A 24,541-nucleotide genomic window follows, 5' to 3' on the forward strand; every position below is an offset into this window, starting at 1 on the left:
GTCTGTTAAGTCTGGACGGTCGGGTCGTATAGCCAAGCGGTTTGGGGCATTCAGGCGCGTCGCCGTTTCAGTTGTTCCAGCGTTTCGTGCAGGCTTGAAAGAAAGCGTGAGCGATCGGCCTTGGAGAAGGGGGGCGGACCGCCGCCGATGTCGCTTGTCTCACGTAAATCCGCCATCAGGTTGCGCATGGCGACTGCCGAGCCGATGGAATTCTCGGTGAACGGCTTGCCGGTGGTGCCGATGACGCTGGCGCCCTTTGTTATGCAGCGTTGGGCGAGCAGAATGTCGGCTGTAACCACCACCGCCTTCGGGTGGGCAATGTCGGCGATATGGTCGTCGGCCACATCCGGTCCATCCTCCACCTTGACGAAAGAGATGGGCACCGCCCATTCGTCTTTGCGCGGCAGGCGCATGAACTGGTTGGCCACAAGCGTAACCGGAACGCCATGGCGCTCGGCTACCTTGTAGACCTCTTCCTTGACGGGGCAAGCATCGGCGTCGACCAGAATTTCGACCGGTCGGGAGGTTGCTTGCTCCGATTGTTCTTCACTCATTTGTCTTTGTCCACCAGACAGATCTGAATATCTGCGACGTTGGTGCCCGTGGCGCCGATCATCAGGTGATCTCCGGCAAGTTCAAGGGCCTTGTAGCTGTCATTGTTGGCCAGAAGCGCCTGTGGTCTTTCGCCGGTCTGGCGAATGCGGTGGAGGGTTTCGGCATCCACCAGCCCTCCGGCGCTGTCTGTTGGTCCATCGCGTCCATCGGTGCCGCCGGACAAGAACACCCAGTCCCCTTCAATCGGGTTGGCTTCATTGGCGGCTGCAAAGCGCAGGGCCAGTTCCTGATTGCGTCCGCCCTTGCCATCGCCCTTCAGGGTGACAGTGGTTTCGCCGCCCCAGATATAGACAGTCTTCTGCTCTTCGGGCGCGTTTCTGGCGGCTTCGAGCAACTGGGGGGCGATCTCTTCCACGTCGCCTTCGAGCAGGTCGTCCAGAATGAGGCCACGCCAGCCCATGGGCAGGGACTCCAATATGGCATCAAGACTGAGCCGGTTGGACCCTATGAGCAGGTTGGTCGTATTGGAGAAATCGATCTCCGTCTCTCCATCGTCTGTCTCCAGTGCGGCTTTGACCGATGGGGGCAACTGATCCACCAGCCCTTTGGCTTCAAACAAGGCCAGAGCATCTTTCTTGCTGCCAAGGGGCGGATTGGTCGGGCCCGAGGCGATGACGCTGAGATCATCACCAACCACGTCGGAGAGAATATAGCTCTGGACAGGCGCCGGCGCTGCCAGTTGGCTGAGCCCGCCTCCCTTGAGCTGGGACAAGCTCTGGCGCACCAGATTCATTTCCTGAATTGCGTAACCATGGGCCAGCAGCAGCTTGTTGACGGCAATCTTGTCATCTAGACTGAGGCCGGAGAGGGGCGCTGGCACAAGAGCCGAGCCGCCGCCGCTGATCAACACGATAACGCGATCCTCAGGGGTGGTTGTTGCCAACAGATCCATGATGGCTTTGCCAGCCTTCAGTCCGTTTTCATCCGGCACCGGATGGCCTGCGGCAAAGCAGGTTGCTCCCTCAATGGGGGCGTCATTTTCATAGTTGGTGATGACAAGACATTCAAAGTCGGTGCCTTCCGGCAGGGCCTTCAGACAGGTCTGTGCCATGGCGCCAGAGGCTTTGCCAAGGGCAATGACCAGATAGCGTCCCTCTTGCAGAGGGGTCAGTGGGGTTTGTTCGAATGTCTTTTCCAGAGCCAGACGTGGATCCGCCGCCGCAACGCCTGCCTCAAACAGGGCTGCAGCCAGATCGCGCAATTGTTCGATTTCATTTCCGGTGTCTGTCACCATCGCCTCCCGCGTTCGTTTGACTTGACTATAGTGGTGCGGCGGGAAAAGGACCAGTCATGTCTCCTTGTTGAGGGCATGCAAGCAGAGGGCTTGTGAAAAAACTTGCCCATTCTTTTTGGGTTCGGCTTTCGGGACTGTCTTGTTGCTTGTCTCAGGGAAGGCGAAAGGAGCGTTGGCACAAAAAAGATGCCCTGTCCCAGACGAGTCAGGGACAGGGCATGATTGCCACTTGGGCGGGGGTCGAATCTCATGCAAAATCGGGGAGGAGGCAGCATGAGACTAGAGGGGGTCCCCGTCGCAAATGACCTCGCCTCTTTGCAGAGGCTTCGTTGGCTCACTTACAAGGGACAGTTTAAGACTTTCGTCTTATGCGCAAAAGAGGTTTTATCGCCTACCAGCCTTGATGGGACTGCATGACTAGGCCCTAAATTGCGGATTTTCTTAGATATTTTTACGTATTTTAGTTGTCTCTGTGGTCGTAGAAGGTCATGGCGTCCCATTCGCGCGGGTTTGGATGAACGCGCGGCTCTGAGGATCCAAGATTCTGGAAAATCTTCAGGGCGAGGGAAAAGGGGTTGAGGCTTTTTTCGGACATGGGTTCCACTTTCTCGTCATCATGTGTGGTTCGTATCGTACGGCGTCTTGATGCATATTTTGGCGGTTTTCTGCAGATTTTGAAGAGACAAGTTTGCGACTCATTTATGCACCATATGCATATCTTCAAATTTGATGATGCAAATATGTGATGTCGAAGGGCGCTGACAAGGGACAAAAAACGTGATATGTTCCTATTATGTTCTTTTTCGGAGTGAGACATGTATGAGCGGTTTGATGAAGCCTTTCCTCTAAGAGGGGGACGAGCGCATGAGGTGACCGGACAGGGCGCCGCTGTCTTTGCCGCGATTGCTTGCGGGGTTGGGGTGCGAATGGATAAGCGGCCAGCCATGTGGCTGGTTGAAGAGTGGCGGGCGGAGGGGCTCAATCCGGATGGATTGGCGCTGTTTTGTGATCCGCGCCATGTGCTGCTGGTGCGGGTGTCTGATCAAAAAGCCATGTTGGCCGCTGCCGAAGAAGCTTTGCGGTCTGGCGCTGTTTCGACAGTGGTGGCTGAGGTGCCGCGTGATCTCACCTTCACGGCGGGGCGACGCCTGCAATTGGCCGCAGAGGAAGGCAAGGCTACGGGCATTTTGATGATCGGCGAGGGGATGGGCAATAATGCGGCGGAAAGTCGCTGGCATTGTACACCGCTCTTCTCCCCGAAATTCCGGCAAAATCAGGTGGCTATGCAGTCGCTTCAGACTCCCGACTCGACTCTTCAGCGTTGGCAGCTTATAAAGAACAAATCAGGAACATTAGGGTGTTGGGATCTTGTTTGGGATGCAGAGACGCGTCGTGTCATTGTGGTTTCCGAGGCTGGCGAGCGACCGCATTCTGCGGCGCGCGGTGGGGACGACTCCTTTTGCCCTCACGTTGCAGCAGAGTAATGCCGAGCGGCTTTATTGCCTGAATGAGAGCGCCGAGCGGGAAGGGCTTCAGCGCGGTATGGGGCTGGCAGATGCCCGGGCCCTGTGCCCGTCCTTGCAGACCATGCCGGCAGATCGTGAGGCGGACGCGCATTTCCTGCAATTGCTGGCGCGTTGGGCCGGACGCTTCTGCCCCTGGGTTGGGTTGGATGGCGACGACGGCCTGTTGCTGGATGTGACGGGCTCCACTCATCTGTTTGGTGGCGAACTGGCGCTGCTGGAGGTCATCGAGGAGCGTTTGGCGCGAGGCGGAATTTCCGTGCAGCAGGGGCTTGCGGATACGCGCGGTGCGGCTTGGGCGCTGGCCCATTATGGCGGCTGGATGCCCGATGAGGCCCGGGGGGATGCTTCCGGTTCTGGACATGTTGAGACGGAGGCCAGCACGGCGGCGCATGAGAAAAGATCTTCCGGCCTTGCGGTGCGGCTGGCTCTTTCGGGCAAGGCACTTGCTGCTATCGGGCATTTGCCGGTTGCTGCCTTGCGGCTGGAAGAAAAGGTCTGCACGGGGCTGATGCGGCTCGGTGTGCGCACCATCGAGGCGCTTTATGCCTTGCCACGGGCGACGGTGACCCGCCGCTTCGGGTTGGAGCCCTTGATGCGGTTGGATCAGGCGTTGGGGCACAGGGAGGAAGCCATCTCTCCTCTATCCGAGGCGCCTCATTACGGGGTGCGGATGAGCCTGCCCGAACCGATCGGGCTGGCCGATGATGTCATGGCGGTGGCGGCCAAACTGCTGGACCGGCTTTGCAACAAGCTGGACCGGCAGGGCGCCGGAGCGCGGGTGTTGCAACTGACCATGCGGCGCATGGATATGGAGGCCAGTCAGGTGGAATTGCGGCTGGCGCGTCCGATGCGGGAAGCGGCGCGGATTCTGCCTCTGTTCGAACGCAGCGTGGGCGAGGTGGATGCCGGTTTCGGGATCGACATGATGCGGCTGGAAGCCACTGTTGTAGAACCCATGGCCGATGACCAGATGACGAGCGTGGTGTTGAGCAATGGGGGCCGTGAGGCGGACAGGGAAGCCGCATCAAGGGGCGAAGATCACGCGCTGGATGATCTGGTCTCCCGGCTTGGTAGTCGCATAGGGCTAGAGAATATCCTGCGCTTTGTTCCTGCCGACAGCCATATTCCAGAGCGTAGTTTTTCTTTGCAACCTGCTGCATGGACCAAAGCGGTTGCCGCCTGGCCGGGGCTTGGAGGAAAAAAGGGGGCTGATCGGGACGCCCGCAAAGAGGGGACGCAGAACGAAGAGGCCAGCGGTCCCCGCTCACCGCGCCCTGTGCGGCTGTTTCCGCCTGAGCCCATCGTGCTGCCTTTATCCTCGGAGCCTGATCCTGTGCGCCGTGAGCCGCCAGCACATTTTCGTTGGCGACGGATGCAGCTGTCCGTGGCCTATGCGCGCGGGCCGGAACGGATTGCGCCGGAATGGTGGTGGGAGGATCCTGCATGGCGGTCTGGCATTCGGGACTATTGGTGGGTGGAGACGCGGCAGGGTTGGCGTCTCTGGCTGTTCCATACGCCACAAAACCGTTTGACCCATCTTTCCAGTTGGTTCGTGCAGGGTGAATTTGCATGACGAGTAATCCCACCCGCGCACAAGGCGCGGCCACGCCACCTGCAAAGGGGCCGACGCCGAATTCCGGTGCCGTGTCGCCCGAGCAGTTGGCCACGATGCGGCCGACCGCTTATGCGGAACTGTGTGTCGCGTCCAATTTTACCTTCCTTATGGGGGCGTCTCATCCTGAAGAGTTGGTCATTCGCGCAGCCGAGCTTGGGTTGGAGGCGATTGCCATCACAGACCGGAATTCTCTGGCTGGTGTGGTGCGGGCTTTTTCCGCACTCAAGGAGTTGAAACGCCAGATCGAGGAGCAAGCCGACAAGCAGTTGGAGGCGATCAAGCTGCGCTCTAGCCAGCGGATCGATCCGTCCAGCCGTCAACCACTGGACGCCGAGGGAACTGCTGAGCTATCGGCTGCTGGGGTGGTCAAGCTGCCGCGCCTTATTACCGGGGCGCGTCTGGTGCTTACCGACAGCTCCCTTGATTGGGTGGCGCTGCCCACAGATCGGGCTGCCTATCAGCGGCTGACGCGGCTGTTGACCCTTGGCAAGCGGCGGGCCGAGAAGGGGGAATGCCTTCTTCATTTTGCCGACCTGCTGGAAGCCGGATCGGGGATGATGCTGATTGCTCTGCCGCAGGCAGGGCTGGAATACCCCGATGTCGAGCCGCAGATCAGGCGGGCGGTGGCCCAGTTCCCCGGACGTGTTTTTCTGGGGGCCGCGCCTGCCTATAATGGGTCGGATCAGGCCTGGTTTGATGCCTGTTCTGCCCTTGCCTACAAGTTGGCTGCTCCCATGGTGGCGGTGGGGGATGTGCTTATGCATCACGGGCGGCGGCGGCAGTTGGCCGATGTGCTGACCTGCTTGCGCGAACATATCACCATTGATGATATCGGCTCCCGCGCTCTGCCCAATGCTGAGCGGAGGCTCAAGGGAGCGGCGGATATGGTGCGGCTTTATCGGCGCCATCCGGCGGCGATCCGGCGCGCCACTGAGATTGCCATGCGCTGTAGCTTCACCCTTGATGAGTTGAGCTATCAATATCCCGATGAGGTGGCGGGTGAGGAAAGTCCGCAGGCGCGGCTTGAGCGGCTGACCAATGAGGGGCTTGCCCGGCGCTATCCACAAGGGGTGCCGGAGAAATCCCGTTCTTTGGCCGATAAGGAACTGGCGCTTGTCGGTAAGCTCGGGTTCGCTGCCTATTTCCTCACCGTGCATGACATCGTGGCTTTTGCGCGCAGCAAGGATATCCTTTGTCAGGGGCGCGGCTCTGCGGCCAACTCGATCCTCTGTTTTGCCCTCGGGATTACCGATGTGGCGCCGGAAACCATCACCATGGTGTTCGAGCGCTTTGTCTCTGAGCATCGTGGCGAGCCGCCTGATATCGATGTGGATTTCGAGCATGAGCGGCGCGAAGAGGTGATCCAGCATATCTATGAGCGCTATGGCCGCCACCGCGCTGGCCTTTGCGCCACGGTGATTCATTTCCGTACACGCTCGGCCATTCGCGAGGTGGGCAAGGTGATGGGCCTGTCGCAGGATGTGACGGCGGCACTTTCCGGCCAGATCTGGGGCTGGTCGACCGATGGGGTGGACATGAAGCGGATGCGCGAGCTGGGGCTTGATCCGAGCGACCGGCGGCTGATGCAGACCATTGCCCTGATTGCCGAGATCATCGGTTTCCCGCGTCACCTCTCTCAGCATGTGGGCGGTTTCATCATTACGCGTGGGCGGCTGGATGAGCTTTGCCCGATCGAGAATGCTGCGATGGAAGACCGTACCATCATCGAGTGGGACAAGGATGATATTGATGCGCTGGGCATCCTCAAGGTGGATATTCTGAGCCTCGGCATGCTGACCTGCATCCGCAAGAGCTTCGATCTGCTCAAGGATCATGAGGGGCTTGTGCATAGCATCGGCTCGGTGCCGCAGGAGGACGGGGCAACTTATGACATGCTGTGCGTGGCCGATGCGGTGGGGGTATTTCAGGTAGAGAGTCGGGCGCAGATGAACTTTCTGCCCCGCATGCGCCCGCGCACCTTTTATGATCTGGTGGTCGAGGTGGCCATCGTGCGGCCCGGCCCCATTCAGGGGGGGATGGTACATCCCTATATCAACCGGCGACAGGGGCGGGAGAAGGTCTGGTTCCCTTCCAAGGCGCTGGAAGAGGTGCTGGGCAAGACGCTCGGGGTGCCTTTGTTTCAGGAACAGGCGATGCAGATTGCCGTGGTGGCCGCTGGCTTTAGCCCCGAGGAAGCCGACCGGCTGCGGCGCTCGCTTGCCACCTTCCGGCGGATGGGCACCATTCACAGCTTCAAGGAGAGGTTCGTGGGCGGCATGCTGGAGCGAGGCTATGACAAGGATTTCGCCGAGCGCTGCTTTTCGCAGATCGAGGGTTTTGGTGAATATGGCTTCCCCGAGAGCCACGCGGCGGCTTTTGCCATGCTGGCCTATGTGTCGGCATGGCTCAAATGCCATCACCCTGCGGTTTTTGCTTGTGCCCTGCTCAACTCCCAGCCGATGGGATTTTATGCGCCGGCACAGATTGTGCGGGATGCACGCGAGCATGGCATCGAGATTCGGCCCATCTGCGTCAATAACAGCGCTTGGGACAATATGCTCGAGCGGCGGCTGGATGGGGCGCTGGCCATCCGGCTCGGCTTTCGCCAGATCAAGGGCTTTTCCGCCGAGGATGCCGACTGGATCGTGGCAGCAAGAGGCAACGGCTACCCCGATCCGCAAAGCGTCTGGCAGCGGGCAGGCCTTAAAGGCGGGGCGATGGAGCGACTGGCCGAGGCGGATGCCTTTGTCAGCATGGAGATGGGGCGACGCGAGGCGCTCTGGCAGGTCAAGGCCCTGTCTGGCCTCAAGCCGTTGCCGCTGTTCAACGATCCGATTGATGGCGAGTGCATCAATGAGCCCTCGGTCTCCTTGCCGCAGATGCATCTGGGGGAAGAGGTGGTAGAGGATTATGTTTCCATGCGCCTGTCCCTGCGGGCGCACCCGATGGAACTGCTGCGCCCCTCCATGCCGGATCTGACCACCCATGGCGATCTGATGGTCACTTCGCTCAAGAGAGTGACCGTCTGTGGTCTGGTCATCACCCGGCAGCGCCCCGGTACTGCGTCGGGGGTCATTTTCGTGACACTGGAAGATGAGACCGGCGTTGCCAACGTCGTTGTTTGGCCCAAGATCTACAAGGCATTCCGGCGGGCGGTGATTACGGGGCGATTGCTCAGGGTGCATGGTACGCTGCAGAAGGAGGGCATTGTGGTGCATCTGATTGCCGAGCGGGTGGAAGATCTGTCGCACCGGCTCTCCGAGTTGGGACATCCGCTTGATGATGCTGTCGGCATCACCAATCCGCAGGCAGATGAGGCGCCACGGGGGCGTCCGGCCAAGGGGCTAGAGCGCGTACCATCGCGGGCCCGACACCCCCGCGAGCAGGCCAAGAAACTATTCCCGAGCCGTGATTTTCACTAGCGGATTTCGTGTGCGGATGCGTGCCGGATATCGGTTTTGGCAGGTCAAAAGTCTGTTTTCCCCAGAGGTGGATAGATTGCGCCGGAGCCTTTCGCAGGTGCGAAAGAAAGCTGGTGGGGAATTCGTAGGCAATTGCTAATTTTTTGAGCAAACTGGCAAAATCGGATTGCGCAGGCGCAGCGTCGGAACCTTTTCGTGAAATCGATTTCGGTCCTTTTCTTTCAATGAGATGCCCGATTTGGGTGGTTAGCCAAAAGGTGAATATACTGGAGGTTGCCGAAACCGGTTTCGGAAAGCAGACTTGGCGCGGGAGGATGCCGTGCACAAGTCTGAAGAACATGACGGCAAGGGGCGTCAGAGCAAAAAATCACGCGTGACCATCAAGGAAGTGGCCTATGCCTTGGGTATTTCCAAGAGCACTGTTTCCAGGGCGCTGAATGGCTATTCGGATATCGCGGAACATACGCGTCTGAAAGTCCAGCGCACGGCGCAGGAACTTGGCTACAAGCCCATGATTCACGCGCAGGCCATTCGCACCGGTCTGGTGCGCTCGCTCGGCATGGTGCTCAATGCGGATAGCCATGACGGGCACCGGCCGTTTCTTGCCGACTTTATTGACGGGATTTCCCGGCGGGCCAGTCAGGACAGTTGGACCCTGACCGTGGCTACCGCGAGCCACGCGCTGGGTGTGCTGACGACAATCAAGCGCCTGAGCGACGAGCATACGGTGGATGGCTTTATCCTGCCGCGGACACGCATTGAGGATCCTCGGGTGCATTATCTGGTCAAGGCGCATGTTCCCTTCATCATGTTCGGGCGTACCGGCGATGATACGGAGTGCGGCTGGTATGACATCGATGCCGCCAAGGCCATGCAGGAGGCGGTGTTGCGGCTGGTTGGCATGGGGCATGTGCGCATTGGTTTCATCAACGGGCTGGAGCGCTACATGTATGCCAAGGTGCGCTATGAGGGCTATTGCGAAGGTTTGAAAAAGGCAGGGCTCCCCTATGAGGACTGTCTGGTGCGCCATGATGCTGTGACCCGCAGGGATGGTGCTCGGGAGGGGGCGATCCTGCTGGATCTGCCTGAAAGGCCAACGGCGATTATCTGCGCGGTCGATCTCGCCGCGCTGGGTGTTTATCGGGCTGCCCATGACAGGCAGCTGATGATTGGCAGTGATCTGTCGATCATTTCTTACGACGGTATAGCTGAGGGGGAATATGCATCCCCGCCACTTACCAGCTTTTTCGTCGACAACAGGGAAGCGGGGGAACGCCTCGCCGATCTGCTCATCAGGCGTATCCAGGGGGACGCGCCTGAATCGCTTCGCCAATTGGGGGAGGCGCATTTGATTGCGCGGGCATCGGATGGCCCGCCGGTCATTCGATCCGCTTGAACTTATTTTCAGTGTTGCAATTTGGGAGGTTTGACAATGACATTATCTTTAGGCAGCAAACGCTTGACCGGTCTCATGGTGGGGACAGCGCTTGCTCTTGGATGCACCATGGTGACGGCTTCGGCCGAAGGCATCCGTTTCTGGACGACCGAAGAACAAACGCCGCGTCTGGCACGTCAGCAGGAAATGGCCAAGGACTTCGAAGCTGAAACCGGCATTTCGGTTGAGGTGATCCCGGTGACCGAGAAGGATCTCGGCACGCGCGCCACAGCAGCCTATGCTGCTGGCGATCTGCCGGATGTCATCTATCATCCGCTTCAATATGCGCTGCCTTGGGTAGAAGCGGGCATTCTTGATGCCTATGCTGCAACAGACGTAATCGACAATCTGGGCAAAGACACCTATGCCCCCGGTGCGCTGGCCATGGCGGCAACCGAAGATGGCTATGCCTCTGTGCCGGTGGACGGCTGGACCCAGATGATCGTCTATCGCAAGGATCTGTTCGACGCCAAGGGCCTGAAAGCGCCCAACACCTATGCTGATGTGGAAGCCGCTATCAAGGCCCTGCATAATCCGCCTGAAATGTATGGCTTTGTGGCCGCTACAAAGGTGGACGAAAACTTCATGAGCCAGGTTCTCGAGCATGTATTCCTGGCCAATGGCGTGTCTCCTGTCGACAAAGATGGCTTCAAGCCTCTGGACGTTAAAAAGACAACGGAAGTGCTCGACTTCTACAAGGCTATCGTCAAGGCTTCTCCTCCGGGGGAACTCTATTGGAAACAGTCTCGTGAACTCTATTTTGCTGGCAAGGCTGCGATGATCATCTGGTCGCCGTTCATTCTTGACGAACTGGCAGGTCTCAGGGACTCCGCTCCGCCGACCATCAATGACGATCCGACCAGCCCTGAACTGGCTTCCAAAACCGGTATCGTCACCAATTTCGCCGGACCATCCAACCCGGGCGGCGCTGCATGGGGCGACATCCGCTATTTCGGCATCACATCTGATGCAGATATCGAAGCGGCTGAAAAGTTCGTCGAATATTCCATGAATGCGGGCTACACACAGACCCTTGCCATTGCTCCGGAAGGCAAATTTCCGGTTCGTCGTGGGGATGCGGATAACCCGACCAAATTCATTGATGCATGGTCCAAGCTGCCGGTTGGTGTTGATCGCAAGAAGCCGCTTGCCGACCTTTATCCATCCGAGATGATCGGCGAGATCGTTGCCGGTCTGGATGTCGCCCAGCGTTGGGGCGTCAAGGAAGGGCAACTGGCTCTGGCTTCGAAAATGATCAACTCCCAGGTCTTTAACCAGATTGTCCGCAAATACACCGATGGTGTCATCGGGGCGGAAGAAGCTGTTGCCTCGTTGAACGAGGAACTGTCGAAAATCCAATAAGGTATTGACTTGAAACTGTTTGCGCCGGGCGGCTTGTCGTTGCCCGGTGTGATAAGCGGAGCCTCTTCTCATGTCGACCACTGACTATCCAAACAGTTCTGCGGGAGCAGGGCACCAGCCCACTGCGCTCGCCCCTCCACGATCCGGACCTCTGGCCAAGAGAGAAGCGCGCCTTGCCTGGGGGTTGCTGACGCCGACGCTTTTGAGCGTGGCTCTGGTCATCATTCTCCCCTTGTTGGCGATCTTCTGGATCAGTGCCAAACCGATCGGTTTGAGCGACCTCAGACCCACGACGCCCGATGTCTATGAGCGGATGCGCGGCAAGGTGTCCGCTGCGGGGGATAGGGTGACGATTGAATATCGTCTGACAAATTCTTCGCGTGAGAAGCCGATTGCCAATGTCACCATGTCCGATGTCTGGCCTGCTGGCCTTGAACCGGTGTCTCTGGATGAGCGCTGCACGCTCGCCGCAGGGCAGCTCTCTTGCAATCTGGGCGATTGGGAGGCTGGTCATCGGGAAAGACTGCTCATTGAGGTGGTTGCTCAGGAGCCCTTCATCAATAGCGATGTGAATGTGCGTGACACCGAGCCGGTCATGACGGGCGATGCGAGTTCTGATCTGTTCAACCTGACCTTCACTTGGGACAATTTCCGCTCTGTCTTCGACAGTGGTGAATTTCTCGAAGTGCTTTGGGTGACGCTCTTCTACACCGTGGTTGGCACCATCGGGGCACTTGTGGTTGGTATGCTCGCCGCTCTGATGCTCAACAAGAGTTTTACCGGACAAGGCATTTTGCGCGGGCTGTTTCTCTTCCCCTATGTGGCGCCGGTTATCGCGGTTGCCTTCACATGGGTGACGTTGCTGGATCCATTCTCGGGCTCATTCAATGCGCTGCTGGTGCAAATGGGACTGATAGAGACGCCGATCAACTTTTTCGGGCAGCGGCCTCTGGCTTTGTTTACCGTGACGGCGTTTGAAATCTGGCGCTATTTTCCGCTGTCCTTCCTGTTCATTCTGGCGCGGATGCAGTCGATTGATCATGACATCTATGAGGCAGCTGATATGGATGGGGCATCGCCTTTCCAGAAATTCTACTATCTCTCCTTGCCGCAATTGATGGGCATTCTGTCGGTGCTGTTCCTGTTGCGCTTCATCTGGACGTTCAACAAGTTCGACGACATCTTCCTGATGACGGGCGGCAATGCGGGAACGCGTACGCTAACCGTGAATGTGTATGAGCAGGCCTTTGCCATTTCCAATATCGGCGCGGGGGCTGCGGTTGCTGTGGTCATCTTCGGGTGCCTTCTGGCCTTCTCATTCTTCTTCTTCCGGTTCATTTCAAGGGAGGAAGGGCTATGAAAAATGGATATCTGCTCGCCGCCGTGGTTGGTGTGTTATGGAGCCTTACCATCATCGTGTGCCTGACCATCGTTATGGCCTTTTCAACCGGCCTTCCGGTGCATCCGGTCTGGCTTGCAGCCATCGTGCAAGGGGCTGCCGTGGGGCTGGTGGCGCTATATGTGCCCAGTCGTTTGCTCGGCATTCTCATCAGCTTTGCGTTGGTGCTTGGGGTCAGTTTCATGCAACCCTTCGGCATAAGCCTCTCTGAAAAAAGCTTTGCGCAGGGCGTTGGTGTGCTGGTTCTGGTTTTTGGGCTCTCTGTTCCGCTGAGCATCATGACGAAGGGAATGCCTGCGGGCACGCTCACGCGGCACCAGTTTGAAGAAGGGATCGTGCGGTTTCTGACCGGCTTTGGCTATGTCTTCTTCACCGCCATCGTTGTCGTGCCCTTTTATGTAATGTTGATGACGTCGGTGAAGGGGCAGCAGGCCTTGTTGCTCAATCCGCTGGATTTCTCGATTGAATGGGATAAGGGGTGGGATCTTTTCCGGTCCTATCAGGAGCTATTCACCCAATATAATTTTGGAAGCTACTTGTTGACCTCCTTCCTTGTTTCTGTGGCCACTGTCGCGGTGACTTTGCTCTTCAGCGTGCCGGGCGCCTATGCGGTGGCGCGGTTGCGCTTCAAGGGGCAAGCTGTCATGTCCCGCTCGATCCTGCTCATCTATATGGTGCCGATGATCGTTCTGGCACTGCCGATCTATGTGGGTTTCTCCATGTTCGGGTTGCGAAACTCGCTGTTTGGCCTGCTGCTGATCTATCCGGTGACAACCATTCCGGTCTCGCTTTATATGCTGCAGGGCTATTTCCGCGGCCTTCCTGCTGAAATCGAGGAAGCTGGATTGATGGATGGCCTTTCCCGGCTTGGTGTGATCTGGAAGATCACATTACCGTTATCGCTTCCCGCTCTGGCATCAGTTTCGCTTTATGTATTTATGATTGCGTGGAACGAGTTCCTGCTCGCCTTCATGCTGCTTGATGATCCGAGCAAATTCACGCTAACGCGCGGCGTTACAATGCTCAATTCTTCCGAGGTGCCACGACAGCATCTGATGGCCGGGGCAGTGATTGCTACATTGCCGATTCTCGTGCTGTTTCTTGGGCTTGAGCGCTTCATGACCAAAGGCCTGACCGCAGGCTCTGTTAAAGGATGATTTGATTAATGGCTATCTCAGACGACAAACTGGACCGGCAAGCGCGCCGGATCCTGCGACAAAACGATCGCGGGGGATACACGGTGCCCACAGCGGGGCTGTATCCTTATCAATGGAACTGGGATTCCTGCTTTGCTGCATGGGGCTTCTCTTCTTTTGATGTCAAAAGGGCCTGGTTCGAGATCCACACGCTCTTCACCGGGCAGTGGGATACGGGCATGGTGCCGCACATTATCTTCCACAAGAGGGCCGATGGCTACTTCCCCGGACCGGATGTCTGGGGCGTGGATCGGGTGCCGCATACGTCAGGTATTACGCAGCCTCCTGTTGCCGCAACGCTCATTCGCTCAATTTATGAGCAGGATAAGCGCTACGGGCGGGTGCATATGGAGCTTATTTACGGGCGTCTTGTCAGTTGGCATCGCTGGTTCATGAAAAGCCGGGTCGAGCGGGGCATGGTGGCCATCACCCATCCGTGGGAAAGCGGCCGCGACAATGCGGTTGATTGGGATAGCGCCATGGCAGCCGTTTCCACCGAAGGGGTGGGGGAGTATACCCGTCGGGACACCAGCCACGTTGATCCTTCCATGCGTCCCAAGAAGGAAGACTACGACCGTTATCTCAAGATGCTCTATTACGGTCGCGAAAGCGGCTGGGATGAGGAGAAGATCCGTGAAGGATCGCCTTTCCGTGTCGCCGATGTGGGAATGACGTTCATCTTCCTGAGGGCCTGCCGAGATCTGTTGCAGATCGCGATGGATCTTGACCATCTGACACCGGAGATCGAAGGCTGGATCGCGGAGCTGGAAGAAGGGGTGCGCAATCACTGGAACCCGGCTGGCTACTATGACAGCATTGACCTCAGGAGTGGCGAATTCACCGGATCGCTCAGCTCGGCCTCATTCCTTTGCTGGTATGCGGGCATCGACAACGAGACAATGAAGGCCCATCTGGAGGACATTCTGCAAAAGGTGACCTTCGGGGTGCCATCCTATGATCCGCGCGATGAGAAGTTCGAGCATCTGCGCTATTGGCGCGGGCCGGTCTGGGGCATCATCAATGCGTTGATCGGCATTGGGCTCAATGAACGTGGCTTGACGCAACTGGCGGGCCGCTTGCGCAAGGATACGCGCGACCTGATTACCGAGCATGGTTTCTACGAATATTTCAGTCCTGTCGACGGGACACCGGCGGGCGGTGACAAATTCACCTGGACAGCTTCGATCTGGCTGACCTGGGCGGGCCCGCATGCAAAGGGGAGGTTCTAGCATGGCATCGATTGAACTCAAGGCGGTAGAGAAATGGTTTGGTGAACTGCAAGTCATCAAAGGCGTTGATCTGGCCATCGAGGAGGGGGAGTTCATCATTTTTGTCGGACCATCGGGCTGTGGCAAATCCACCTTGCTCAGAACCATCGCGGGACTGGAGGAGTGCTCTCGCGGTGAGATTCTGATTGAGGGGCGCAATGTCACCGCCGACCCACCAGCCTCTCGCGGGTTGGCCATGGTGTTCCAGTCCTATGCGCTTTATCCGCATATGAATGTGCGCGACAATATGGGCTTCGGCCTGAAAACGGCGGGAACGCCCAAGGCCGAGATCGAGGAAAAGGTCAATGAAGCGGCGCGGGCATTGAAGCTGGAGACTTATCTGGACCGCAAGCCCAAAGAGCTTTCCGGCGGTCAACGCCAGCGCGTTGCCATCGGCCGGTCCATCGTGCGCAATCCGACGGCCTTCATGTTTGACGAACCCCTATCGAACCTTGATGCTGCGCTGCGGGTGGAAATGCGTTACGAGCTGGCCAAGCTGCATCGGGAGCTGAAGGCGACGATGATTTATGTAACCCACGATCAGGTGGAAGCCATGACATTGGCCGACCGTATCGTGGTGTTGCGCGATGGTATTATCGAGCAGGTCGGCTCACCCCGTACGCTCTATGAACGGCCGGGGAACCTGTTTGTGGCCCAGTTTATCGGCTCACCGAAGATGAATATCATGCCTTGCACGACCCAAGGAGATAATTACCTGCTGGAAGGTGCGCGCGGTGGCGTGCAAACCCAGCCCGGCGTGGCCAGCCATATCGGTGTGCGACCAGAAGCCATTTCGATAGGCGAGAAGGGCGAGGGTCAGTGCGACGGCGTGGTTGATATTGTTGAATATCTCGGCTCGGATACCCATCTGCTGGTCGATTGTGGCGGGCTCGGTGCTATTGGCGTGCGTCTTGATGGTGATGCCGCTGTGGAACCGGGCGATGAGGTTGGTCTGATTTTCAATCCCGACAAGCTGCATTTCTTTGATGAGGCAGGCTTGGCTTTGCCGCGCCAATGATGGGGGGCACTCTGCTGTTTGCGGGTGTTGCAATGTTGCGCATTCCGGTCTTTTTTCCCTTTTGAAACGACAGGGTTGAAGAGCTGAAAAGCGCGCACTGCCAGATGAGCAAACGGGGCAAGAAAAAAACGGGGCGGCATGGCCGCTCCGTTTTCAGTTTTCGGGAGGAGGACTGGATTTCTATCAAACGAACCGGTTGACCAGATTTTCCAGTTTTTCTTGTTTACCGGAGCGTGGCTCTGGATTGATGTCGTCTTTGAGAACGCGCTCGGAAATGCTTTCCAGCGTTCCGTTTGCCAGCATGTCCTTGTTGACGTCTTTGTCCCAGTCGGCATAACGCTCTTTGAGAGCCGCTTCCAGACCGCCATCTTCGAGCATGGCTGCAGCAGCTTTGAGGCCACGTGCACAGATATCCATGCCGCCGATGTGACCGGCAACCAGATCTTCTGCATCAAGCGACTGACGGCGCAGTTTGGCGTCAAAGTTGGTGCCGCCGGTCGTGAAGCCACCTGATTTGAGGATGTGGTAGTAAGCCAGAGCCACTTCAGGGGTGTTGTTCGGGAACTGATCGGTATCCCAGCCGGACTGATAGTCGTTGCGGTTCATGTCGATGGAACCGAGCATGTTGTCAGCAGTGGCAACGGCGATTTCATGTTCAAAGCTGTGGCCGGCAAGAATGGCATGGCCCTGTTCGAGGTTCAGTTTGACCTCGCCTTCCAGACCATATTTGCGCAAGAAGCCAATGCAGGTAGCAGCATCAAAGTCATACTGGTGCTTGCTTGGTTCCTGTGGTTTTGGTTCCACCAGAATGGTGCCCTTGAAGCCGATCTTGTGCTTGTAGTCCACGACCATGTTGAGGAAACGGCCCATATGGTCCAGTTCCTGGCCGATGTCGGTGTTCAGCAGGGTTTCGTAGCCTTCACGGCCGCCCCAGAGCACATAGTTCTGGCCACCCAGACGATGGGTTGCATCCATGCAGCTTTTGACTGTTGCTGCGGCATAGGCGAAGACATCCGGATCAGGGTTGGTGGATGCGCCAGACATGAAGCGGCGGTTGGAGAACATGTTGGCCGTGCCCCAAAGCAGCTTGGTTTCGGAGCTTTCCATCTTCTCTTCGAAATAGTCGACGATTTCGTTGAGGTTGGAGAGGCTTTCAGCGAAATTTTTACCTTCAGGGCGAACGTCCACATCGTGGAAGCAGAAATAAGGAGCGCCCAGAAGATCGAACAATTCGAATGCCACGTCGGCTTTCAGTTTGGCCTTGGACATTTCATCGCCGAACCAGGGGCGATCAAAGGTACGTCCACCAAACGGGTCGCCGCCTTCCCAAGCGAAGCTGTGCCAGTAAGCAATTGCAAAACGCAGATGCTCTTTGAGGCTTTTGCCCATCACGATCTCGTCGGGATTGTAATGGTGGAAGGCAAGCGGATTGTCGCTTTCAGGGCCTTCATATTTGATTTTGGACAGGGAACCGAAAAAGTCTGTCATGATCAGAGATCCTTCAGGGATGAATAGGCGGCTGCGTAACGGGCATAGACATTTTCAAAGCTGTCCTGCAGGGCCTTGTTTGGATAGAAGCTTTTTTCAATAGTGGGCATTGTACACAGAACCGAAGGATCACCCTTCTGGTCTGCTACGAGGCCCATGCGAGCGGCGCCGAAGGCTCCGCCAAAATCTCCGGCGGTTGGCCGGTCGATCTGTTTGTCCAGAATGGTTGCCAGCAGTGACAGCCAATAGTCGGAAGATGATCCGCCACCCACGGCTATGAGTCGGCTCAGGCTGGTGCCAGCCGCTTCCAGTGCCTTGATGCCATCCTTGAATGCGTAAGAGATGCCTTCAAGAACAGCACGGGTGAGGGCAACCTGGTCATCCGGATGGGACAGGCCGATGAAGCCGCCACGAATGTTGGCGTCATTGTGAGGCGTGCGCTCTCCACCAAGATAGGGGAAGAACAATGCTGATCCGGGTGCGGTCACCTCGTCGCCGAGGGCCCTGGTGAGCTCCGCTGCGCCTGAACCAACCAGCTTGGCATACCAGTTGAGCGCGTCGGTTGCGGCCAGAATGACCGCCATATGACACCAGTGATTGGCGGTGGAATGGCAGAAGGTGTGCACGGCGCTTTCAGGCAGTGGCCGATAGCTGTCAATGGCGGCATAGATTACGCCACTGGTACCCAGCGAGATAAAGGCATCACCTTCGCCGACAATACCGGTGGCGATCGCGGAGGCTGCATTATCGCCAGCGCCGCCAGCCACGATAGTCTCGGCAGAAAAACCCCAGCGCTCGACGAGTTCCTTGCGGATGGTGCCGGTGCTTTCGGTGCTTTCTGCAAGGGCTGGCATGTGAGACTTGTCCAGACCGGTGGCAGCCAGCAGATCGGAAGACCATTCCCGTTTGCCCACATCCATCCATGAGGTGCCAGCGCTGTCGGAATAGTCAGAGACATAGTCGCCGGTCAGCCAGAGGCGCAGATAATCCTTGGGAAGCAGCACCTTCTTGATCTGGTCGAAAAGCTCGGGCTTGTTGGCCTGCATCCACGCCAGTTTCGGCGCGGTGAAACCGGGGAAGACGATGTTGCCTGTCAGCTCGCGAAAGCCGGGGGTCGCATCAAGCCTTGCAGCTTCTTCGTGGCTGCGGGTGTCATTCCACAGAATGCATGGTGCGATCGGCGTGTCCGTTGAATCCAGCATGGTAGCCCCGTGCATCTGGCCAGAAAGGCCTATGGCGCGTACCTGCTTGATGGCTTCCGGATGAGATGCAACCAGATCATCAAAGGCAGCAGCGGTAGCCAGAATCCAGCTTTGCGGGTCCTGTTCACTCCAGCCTGAAGAAGGGCGTGACACCGAAAGAGATTGGTTTGTCGAAGCGATGATCTGCTGACTTTCAGACATGATCACCACCTTGACCCCGGACGTGCCCAGGTCAATTCCCAAATACATTTTTTCCTCCCGCCTTGAGACGCGTATTTATGATCATACGACTGGATCTGAGGGGTTGCTCGTTGGGAGAGATATTATTTTAGTATGTAAAATAAATCAAGATGAGCGCGTCCAAATCCACTGGTAATGATATCATTACCGGTAACGCGATCTAGATTAGGCGGTGGTTTCTGGCGCTCAGGCGCTTGTTTCGGCGCTTCCCAACTGATCCAGAGAAATGCGGACAACCTCCTCCAGAGCAAAGGCTGCCGCGCCTTTTGCCCACATCATGTCGCCCCACTTGTGGATGCGAATTTCCGGTTCGTGATGCCCTTTGAGAATGGTGGAAGAGCGGACCATGTCGAACACTTGCTGGGCGTAGAGATAGTCAAACTGCATCTGTTCACCGGAGAGGATTACCATGGCCGGATCAAACAGATTGACCAGATTGGCAAGGCCCATGGAGAACATGCGGCTGGCGCGGTCAAAGATGGACTTGGCCATCCTGTCGCCTTCCTTGGCGGCGGCGAACAGTTGGACGAGACGGTCTTCTTCGCTGGTGCCTTCTTCCCAATGCTTGAAGAGATTGGCCTCACGCAAGAGGGCATAATCGGCGACATAGGCTTCCAGACAGCCACGTTGGCCGCACCGGCAAAGTGCTCCTTCCGACTGCACTTTGGTATGGCCGAATTCTGCGCCGAAGCCTTGTGTGCCGCGGAAAATCTCTCCGTCTAGCACGATGCCCAGTCCGACCCCCTGTTCGATCGTGACGACCAGAAAATCGGGCACATCCCGACCAAATCCGAACCAGAGTTCGGCGATGGCCACTGCGTTGGCGTCGTTTTCCACGAACACCGGCATGGGCATGATCTCTTCCATCAATTGCTTGAGGTTGAATTCCTGTTCCTGAAACAGCGGGCACCAGTCGACAAAGCCTTCTGTGGCTTGAATGGTGCCCGGCAGGCCGATGCCGACTGCGGAAAGATCTTCGGGCTTGACGCCCGCAGAGGCGGAAACGGTTTCCACCACTTGCGGAATAAGCTTGCACAAGGCCGCGCGATCAATGGGTGGGCGTGGCATGGGAACTTTGGCCTTGCCCAGTTGCTTGCCTTCCAGATCGAGCACCACGGCGCTGATGCTGCGGCCGGTCAGCTTCATGCCGGCTACGATGTGGGATTCTCCACGCAGCTTGAGGTCCACTCTGGGGCGTCCACGCTTGGATTGGCCCGGTTCGACCTCTCTTTGCACCTCTTCAATCAGGCCTGCTGCGATAAGCTCTGCTGTGATGGAAGTGACGGTGGCCGGACTCATGCCTGTGGCGTTGGCGATGTCGATGCGGGCAACCTGAAAGTTATTGCGTATATGAGAAAAAACCAGATTCCGCCCCTGACTCCTCTGCTCAGTGATCTGTGACGTTTTTTTGATGGAATTTCTCATTGCGGATTACTTTGCTGGTTTTGCTTGGGCGGTTGCTTTTTGGCCTTGGTCTCTTTTTGAAAATGCCAAAAGCAGCGCTTGAACGGATCTTTGTGAGCCATCATAAGTCATTTAAATTTGAAGTCCAAATTAAATGGTTGGTGCTATGACGGCTTGCTTTCTATCGGTGTTTCTTCTTTGCCTTGGGGTAAAGAATACTCTGGCGTGCCCCGAGGTGATATCCGTTCTATGCATAATTATGCGGGATATCCAGAAATGTAGTGGAAAACTGACCTTTGGACTCAGTATGCAATATTTCACGGCTATGGATGACGCGCGCATTTCAGGCAAAGCGCTGGAGATTGTTTGCGCGAGATTGTTGGCGCGAGATTGCGCGGCATGCTTGTTATGCTTGCGCATTGTGCAATTACTGTTTTGCAAATCCGGATTTTCTCCATATTGTGATGTGGATTTGTGCAAGCTGAGCACTTGCACTCCCTTGAGCCGGTTTGCTTAGCCTAAAGTTTGGGCTACCCTTTTCATCCTGATTGTCTTTAAAGCCTGTTGGTGGAAACAGGCCCTGATGACAATTTGTTCGCTTGGCAAAAATATAAAAGAAAGCTCGCCTGTATGCGTCGCCATCTGATGATATCGAAACGGTTTGCGCCTCTGTTCTGGACGCAATTTCTCTCTGCGTTCAATGACAACTTTCTGCGCTATTCCCTTGTCTTTCTTATTCTTGTGCAGTTGCAGGGGGACGAAGCCGCTTCTCTGATTACGCTGGCGAGTGCCATTTTCATGCTGCCTTTCCTGATCTTGTCAGCGCTTGGAGGGGAGCTGGCAGATAAATATGACAAGGGGTGGCTTGCCGAGCGGCTGAAGCTGTTCGAGATTGGTGCTGCCTTTGTGGCCGTTGCCGGGATCATCATGGCCTCGGTGCCCGTGTCCATGCTGGCGCTGTTTCTTTTCGGGGTGATTTCGGCCCTGTTCGGGCCCATCAAATATGGCATCTTGCCTGATCTGATGGGACGGCGGGATTTGCCCGGAGCGAACGCATGGGTGGAAGGGGCAACCTTTATTGCTATATTAGGGGGCACTATTGCGGCCGGTTTCGTGGCCGATGACGGGCTCGACTCCAGGGTTTTTGCGCCGGTGATGCTGATCCTGGCGCTCGTCTGCTGGCTGATCAGCCGACATATTCCAAAGACGGGCTTCAGCAACCCCGATTTGCATGTGTCCGCCAATATTCTGGGCTCCACGGTGCGTCTTGTCAGGGAATTGCATGAAGACAAGCGGCTCTGGACGACCGCGTTATTCATCTCGTGGTTCTGGATGATGGGCGCTGTGCTGACCGCTCTTGTTCCCAGTTTCGTTGATCAGGTCATGGGCGGTAGCCCGCTGGTGGTGACCATCTATTCGGTGGTCTTTGCTGTATCTGTCGCCATCGGGTCGGCCATTGCCGCCTGGCTTTGTGCCGGGCGCGTGGTTCTACTGCCAGCGCCATTTGGTGCGGCGCTGCTGGCTTTTTTCTGTATGCAGCTGGCGTGGAATCTTTCGCAGATCAGCGAACCCCTTGTTGCCGATAGCGTGCTCGATTTCTTTACCCATACCGCAGCCATCCGCGTGGCGATCGATCTAGGCGGGCTTGCGGTTTCCGGTGCTTTGCTTGTGGTGCCAAGCTTCACTGCCTTGCAAAGCTGGGCGCGGCGCGATCATAGGGCGCGGGTCGTGGCTGGAGCCAATATTCTCAATGCCGGTTTCATTGTCTTTTCTGGTGCTGCTGTTGCTGCGTTTCAGGCGGTGGGGCTTAGCGCGTCGCATGTCTTTACCACTCTGGCCGTTGCCAATATCGTTGTCGCGTGGCTGATGGTGCGCTACATGCCGACCAACCCCTTGTGGGATCTGGTCAATATCCTGTTTCGCACATTCTCGCGTCTTGAAGTGGAGGGGCGCGAAAATCTGGAGAAAGCAGGCAAGTCGCCTATTCTTGCCTTCAATCATGTGAGCTTTCTGGATGGACCGCTGGCCATGGCCATCACCGAGGAAGAGCCGATCTTTGCCATCGATGCAAAAACGGCAAAGACCTGGTGGATGCATCCCTTCATGCGCTTCTTCAAATATCTTGTGCTGGAACCTTCCCAGCCCGTTGCGACAGAAGCCGTGGTTGATGCCTTGCAGAGTGGCAATTCCCTTGTGATCTTTCCTGAAGGGCGCGTTTCGGCGACCGGCGGCTTGATGAAGGTTTATGACGTGGCTGCCATGGCCGCAGAGATGACGGGCTCCAAGGTTGTGCCTATTCGCATTGAAGGGTTGGAGCGCAGCTATTCAACAGCCATCGAGCCGGGCAATGTGCGTCGCCAATTCTTCCCCAAGGTTAAGGTGACGATCCTTGAACCGGTAAAGCTGCAGGTGCCACCCAGTTTCAAGGGGCGCAGACGTCGCATGGCGGCGGGTGCTTCGCTGCAGCGGGTGATGTCTGAACTTGTGTTGCGCACCACCGACGTGGATATGACGGTGCTTGAAAATGTCATCAAGGTGGCACACGGCGTGGGGATGCGGCGTGTGACGCTGGAAGATCCGTTTGCGGGCCAGATGACTTATGGGCGCCTTTTGACGGCTGCTCGCGTGTTGGGAACCCATTTCCAGCGCGATTTTGCAGATGAGGAAAGGGTTGGGGTGCTGCTGCCCAACGCAACGGGAACGGCGGCTGTGATCCTTGGTCTGATGTCGGCAGGCAAGATTCCTGCGATGCTCAATTTCTCGACGGGCGTTGCCAACATGATCTCGTCTTGTCAAACGGCTCAGCTCAAATCTGTGCTCACATCACGCACATTTGTCGAGCAGGGCAAGATGGAGGACATGATCGCCAAGTTGGGTGAGCATGTAGAGATTGTCTGGGTGGATGATCTCAAGGACAAGACGGGCACCAAGGATAAATTGGCAGGCCTGCTGCATCGTTCCAAGCCTCTGGTTGCGCGCAAGGCCGATGATCCGGCCTTCATTCTGTTTACTTCCGGCTCGGAAGGCTTGCCCAAGGGCGTTATTCTGACCCATCGGAATCTCTTGGCCAATATTGCGCAAGCGGCCGCTGCCATCGACTTCAATATGGGAGATGTGGCCTTTAACGTGTTGCCGATGTTCCATTGCTTTGGCTTGACGGTCGGTACGATTTTGCCGCTCATTCATGCGATACCAGTTTATCTCTATCCCTCGCCGCTGCATTATCGGATCATTCCCGAGTTGGTTTATGGCACCAATGCGACGTTGTTCTTCGGCACGGATACGTTCCTTAATGGCTATGCACGCACCGCTCATCCGTTTGACTTCCGCAGCGTACGCTATTGCATTTCAGGCGCAGAAGCGGTCAAGGCGCCAACGCGGGAGCTGTTCATGCAGCGCTTTGGTGTGCGGCTGCTGGAAGGCTATGGTGTGACAGAAACCGCGCCGGTGATTGCCGTCAATACGCCGATTTTCAACAAGGTCGGTACCGTGGGCAAGGCATTGCCCGGCATTCAGACCAAGCTCAGTCCGGTGCCGGGCCTTAAGGAAGGCGGGAGGCTGCTCATCAAGGGTGACAATGTCATGGTTGGTTATTTGAGTGCCGATAAACCCGGAGAGGTGATCCCGCCGCCGGATGGATGGCATGATACCGGCGATATCGTCACCATCGATGAAGAGGGCTATATCAAGATTATCGGGCGGGCCAAACGCTTTGCCGATATTGCCGGAGAGAAGGTGTCGCTGGCCGCTGTTGAAGTGTTGGCCTTTGACCTCTGGCCGGACTATCTGTCGGCGGCGGCGCGCTTGCCCGATGCCAAGAAGGGCGAAAAGATCATTCTGGTGACCAATAAACCTGATGCAGATCTGTTTGAATTCTCCCGTCATGCGAAGGCCAATGGGGCGGCAGACATTTTGGTACCAGCCGAGCTGATTATTGATGAGGTGCCGGTTCTGGCAACCGGCAAGGTCGATCTGGCTTCGGTGCAAAGGCGAGTGGAAGAGATCAAAGGGGTGAAATGTCACTAGCCCGGAGAGGGCTTGCGTCATCTTGATTGATATGGCGGCTTAAAGTGGTGGGGATGCGGGATGCAATTTTACCGGTCTTTGCTCTGACGCA

At 56.9% G+C, this 24,541-nt stretch carries 16 protein-coding genes; 10 read left to right on the forward strand and 6 right to left on the reverse strand.

The genetic code is table 11. The features are described from left to right. Positions 1-50: 50 nt before the first annotated feature. The 3 genes from ACKPCT_RS22180 to ACKPCT_RS22190 all read right to left on the reverse strand — a co-directional run bounded on the left by ACKPCT_RS22180 (position 51) and on the right by ACKPCT_RS22190 (position 2,444). The gene (locus ACKPCT_RS22180; RefSeq protein ID WP_319567997.1) at positions 51-554 is read right to left on the reverse strand and encodes a YaiI/YqxD family protein; all 504 of its coding nucleotides are present in this window, start codon (positions 552-554) and stop codon (positions 51-53) included. Beyond that, complete coding sequence (locus ACKPCT_RS22185) at positions 551-1,846, reverse strand: glycerate kinase type-2 family protein (protein WP_319567998.1); 1,296 nt, start codon at positions 1,844-1,846, stop codon at positions 551-553. The genes ACKPCT_RS22180 and ACKPCT_RS22185 overlap by 4 nt, the downstream gene beginning before the upstream one ends. 463 nt (positions 1,847-2,309) lie before the next feature. Beyond that, complete coding sequence (locus ACKPCT_RS22190; RefSeq protein ID WP_280141774.1) at positions 2,310-2,444, reverse strand: hypothetical protein; 135 nt, start codon at positions 2,442-2,444, stop codon at positions 2,310-2,312. 220 nt (positions 2,445-2,664) lie between these two features. On the opposite strand from ACKPCT_RS22190, the gene ACKPCT_RS22195 reads away from it, so the two are divergent. The 9 genes from ACKPCT_RS22195 (at position 2,665) to ACKPCT_RS22235 (ending at position 16,090) form a co-directional block, all read left to right on the forward strand. Continuing rightward, the gene (locus ACKPCT_RS22195; protein WP_090073431.1) at positions 2,665-3,333 is read left to right on the forward strand and encodes an ImuA family protein; all 669 of its coding nucleotides are present in this window, start codon (positions 2,665-2,667) and stop codon (positions 3,331-3,333) included. After that, the gene (locus ACKPCT_RS22200; protein ID WP_244544705.1) at positions 3,242-4,948 is read left to right on the forward strand and encodes a Y-family DNA polymerase; all 1,707 of its coding nucleotides are present in this window, start codon (positions 3,242-3,244) and stop codon (positions 4,946-4,948) included. Before ACKPCT_RS22195 ends, ACKPCT_RS22200 begins: the two co-directional genes overlap by 92 nt. A gap of 95 nt (positions 4,949-5,043) precedes the next feature. Then, positions 5,044-8,412: an error-prone DNA polymerase gene (locus ACKPCT_RS22205; RefSeq protein ID WP_407652504.1), complete on the forward strand. Its 3,369-nt coding sequence runs from the start codon at positions 5,044-5,046 to the stop codon at positions 8,410-8,412. 319 nt (positions 8,413-8,731) lie between these two features. Continuing rightward, positions 8,732-9,808: a LacI family DNA-binding transcriptional regulator gene (locus ACKPCT_RS22210; RefSeq protein WP_090073523.1), complete on the forward strand. Its 1,077-nt coding sequence runs from the start codon at positions 8,732-8,734 to the stop codon at positions 9,806-9,808. A 36-nt stretch (positions 9,809-9,844) separates the two neighbouring features. Next, on the forward strand, positions 9,845-11,209 hold the full coding sequence (locus ACKPCT_RS22215; protein ID WP_319568000.1) for an ABC transporter substrate-binding protein: 1,365 nt from the start codon (positions 9,845-9,847) through the stop codon (positions 11,207-11,209). A 70-nt stretch (positions 11,210-11,279) separates the two neighbouring features. Further along, a complete protein-coding gene (locus ACKPCT_RS22220; protein ID WP_319568001.1) occupies positions 11,280-12,569 on the forward strand; it encodes a carbohydrate ABC transporter permease in 1,290 nt (429 codons plus the stop codon). Next, complete coding sequence (locus tag ACKPCT_RS22225) at positions 12,566-13,765, forward strand: carbohydrate ABC transporter permease (protein ID WP_319568002.1); 1,200 nt, start codon at positions 12,566-12,568, stop codon at positions 13,763-13,765. The genes ACKPCT_RS22220 and ACKPCT_RS22225 overlap by 4 nt, the downstream gene beginning before the upstream one ends. Positions 13,766-13,773: 8 nt before the next feature. Then, positions 13,774-15,033: an MGH1-like glycoside hydrolase domain-containing protein gene (locus ACKPCT_RS22230; RefSeq protein ID WP_090073440.1), complete on the forward strand. Its 1,260-nt coding sequence runs from the start codon at positions 13,774-13,776 to the stop codon at positions 15,031-15,033. A gap of 1 nt (position 15,034) precedes the next feature. Next, positions 15,035-16,090: an ABC transporter ATP-binding protein gene (locus ACKPCT_RS22235; protein ID WP_090073442.1), complete on the forward strand. Its 1,056-nt coding sequence runs from the start codon at positions 15,035-15,037 to the stop codon at positions 16,088-16,090. Positions 16,091-16,273: 183 nt separating this feature from the next. Here ACKPCT_RS22235 and xylA read toward each other — a convergent pair whose 3' ends face one another. From xylA to ACKPCT_RS22250, 3 genes are all read right to left on the reverse strand, one after another. Further along, the gene (gene xylA, locus ACKPCT_RS22240; RefSeq protein ID WP_090073444.1) at positions 16,274-17,581 is read right to left on the reverse strand and encodes a xylose isomerase; all 1,308 of its coding nucleotides are present in this window, start codon (positions 17,579-17,581) and stop codon (positions 16,274-16,276) included. Further along, entirely contained in the window at positions 17,581-19,029 is a 1,449-nt protein-coding gene (xylB, locus tag ACKPCT_RS22245) for a xylulokinase (protein WP_319568003.1), read from the reverse strand. The genes xylA and xylB overlap by 1 nt, the downstream gene beginning before the upstream one ends. A 177-nt stretch (positions 19,030-19,206) precedes the next feature. Continuing rightward, positions 19,207-20,445: an ROK family transcriptional regulator gene (locus tag ACKPCT_RS22250; RefSeq protein ID WP_319568004.1), complete on the reverse strand. Its 1,239-nt coding sequence runs from the start codon at positions 20,443-20,445 to the stop codon at positions 19,207-19,209. Between the two features lie 609 nt (positions 20,446-21,054). Here ACKPCT_RS22250 and ACKPCT_RS22255 point away from each other — a divergent pair. Next, positions 21,055-24,450, forward strand: coding sequence for an acyl-[ACP]--phospholipid O-acyltransferase (locus ACKPCT_RS22255; RefSeq protein ID WP_090073450.1), 3,396 nt, complete (start codon positions 21,055-21,057; stop codon positions 24,448-24,450). Positions 24,451-24,541: the final 91 nt, after the last annotated feature.

Source organism: Cohaesibacter marisflavi (assembly GCF_963665895.2).
GTDB lineage: Bacteria > Pseudomonadota > Alphaproteobacteria > Rhizobiales > Cohaesibacteraceae > Cohaesibacter > Cohaesibacter marisflavi.

Bases quoted from the DNA above. Each gene is read 5' to 3' on its own strand.
- ACKPCT_RS22180 (WP_319567997.1), bottom strand. From the start codon at position 554: ATGAGTGAAGAACAATCGGAGCAAGCAACCTCCCGACCGGTCGAAATT.
- ACKPCT_RS22190 (WP_280141774.1), bottom strand. From the start codon at position 2,444: ATGTCCGAAAAAAGCCTCAACCCCTTTTCCCTCGCCCTGAAGATTTTC.
- ACKPCT_RS22195 (WP_090073431.1), top strand. From the start codon at position 2,665: ATGTATGAGCGGTTTGATGAAGCCTTTCCTCTAAGAGGGGGACGAGCG.
- ACKPCT_RS22205 (WP_407652504.1), top strand. From the start codon at position 5,044: ATGCGGCCGACCGCTTATGCGGAACTGTGTGTCGCGTCCAATTTTACC.
- ACKPCT_RS22215 (WP_319568000.1), top strand. From the start codon at position 9,845: ATGACATTATCTTTAGGCAGCAAACGCTTGACCGGTCTCATGGTGGGG.
- ACKPCT_RS22220 (WP_319568001.1), top strand. From the start codon at position 11,280: ATGTCGACCACTGACTATCCAAACAGTTCTGCGGGAGCAGGGCACCAG.
- ACKPCT_RS22225 (WP_319568002.1), top strand. From the start codon at position 12,566: ATGAAAAATGGATATCTGCTCGCCGCCGTGGTTGGTGTGTTATGGAGC.
- ACKPCT_RS22230 (WP_090073440.1), top strand. From the start codon at position 13,774: ATGGCTATCTCAGACGACAAACTGGACCGGCAAGCGCGCCGGATCCTG.
- ACKPCT_RS22235 (WP_090073442.1), top strand. From the start codon at position 15,035: ATGGCATCGATTGAACTCAAGGCGGTAGAGAAATGGTTTGGTGAACTG.
- xylB (WP_319568003.1), bottom strand. From the start codon at position 19,029: ATGTATTTGGGAATTGACCTGGGCACGTCCGGGGTCAAGGTGGTGATC.
- ACKPCT_RS22250 (WP_319568004.1), bottom strand. From the start codon at position 20,445: ATGAGAAATTCCATCAAAAAAACGTCACAGATCACTGAGCAGAGGAGT.
- ACKPCT_RS22255 (WP_090073450.1), top strand. From the start codon at position 21,055: ATGCGTCGCCATCTGATGATATCGAAACGGTTTGCGCCTCTGTTCTGG.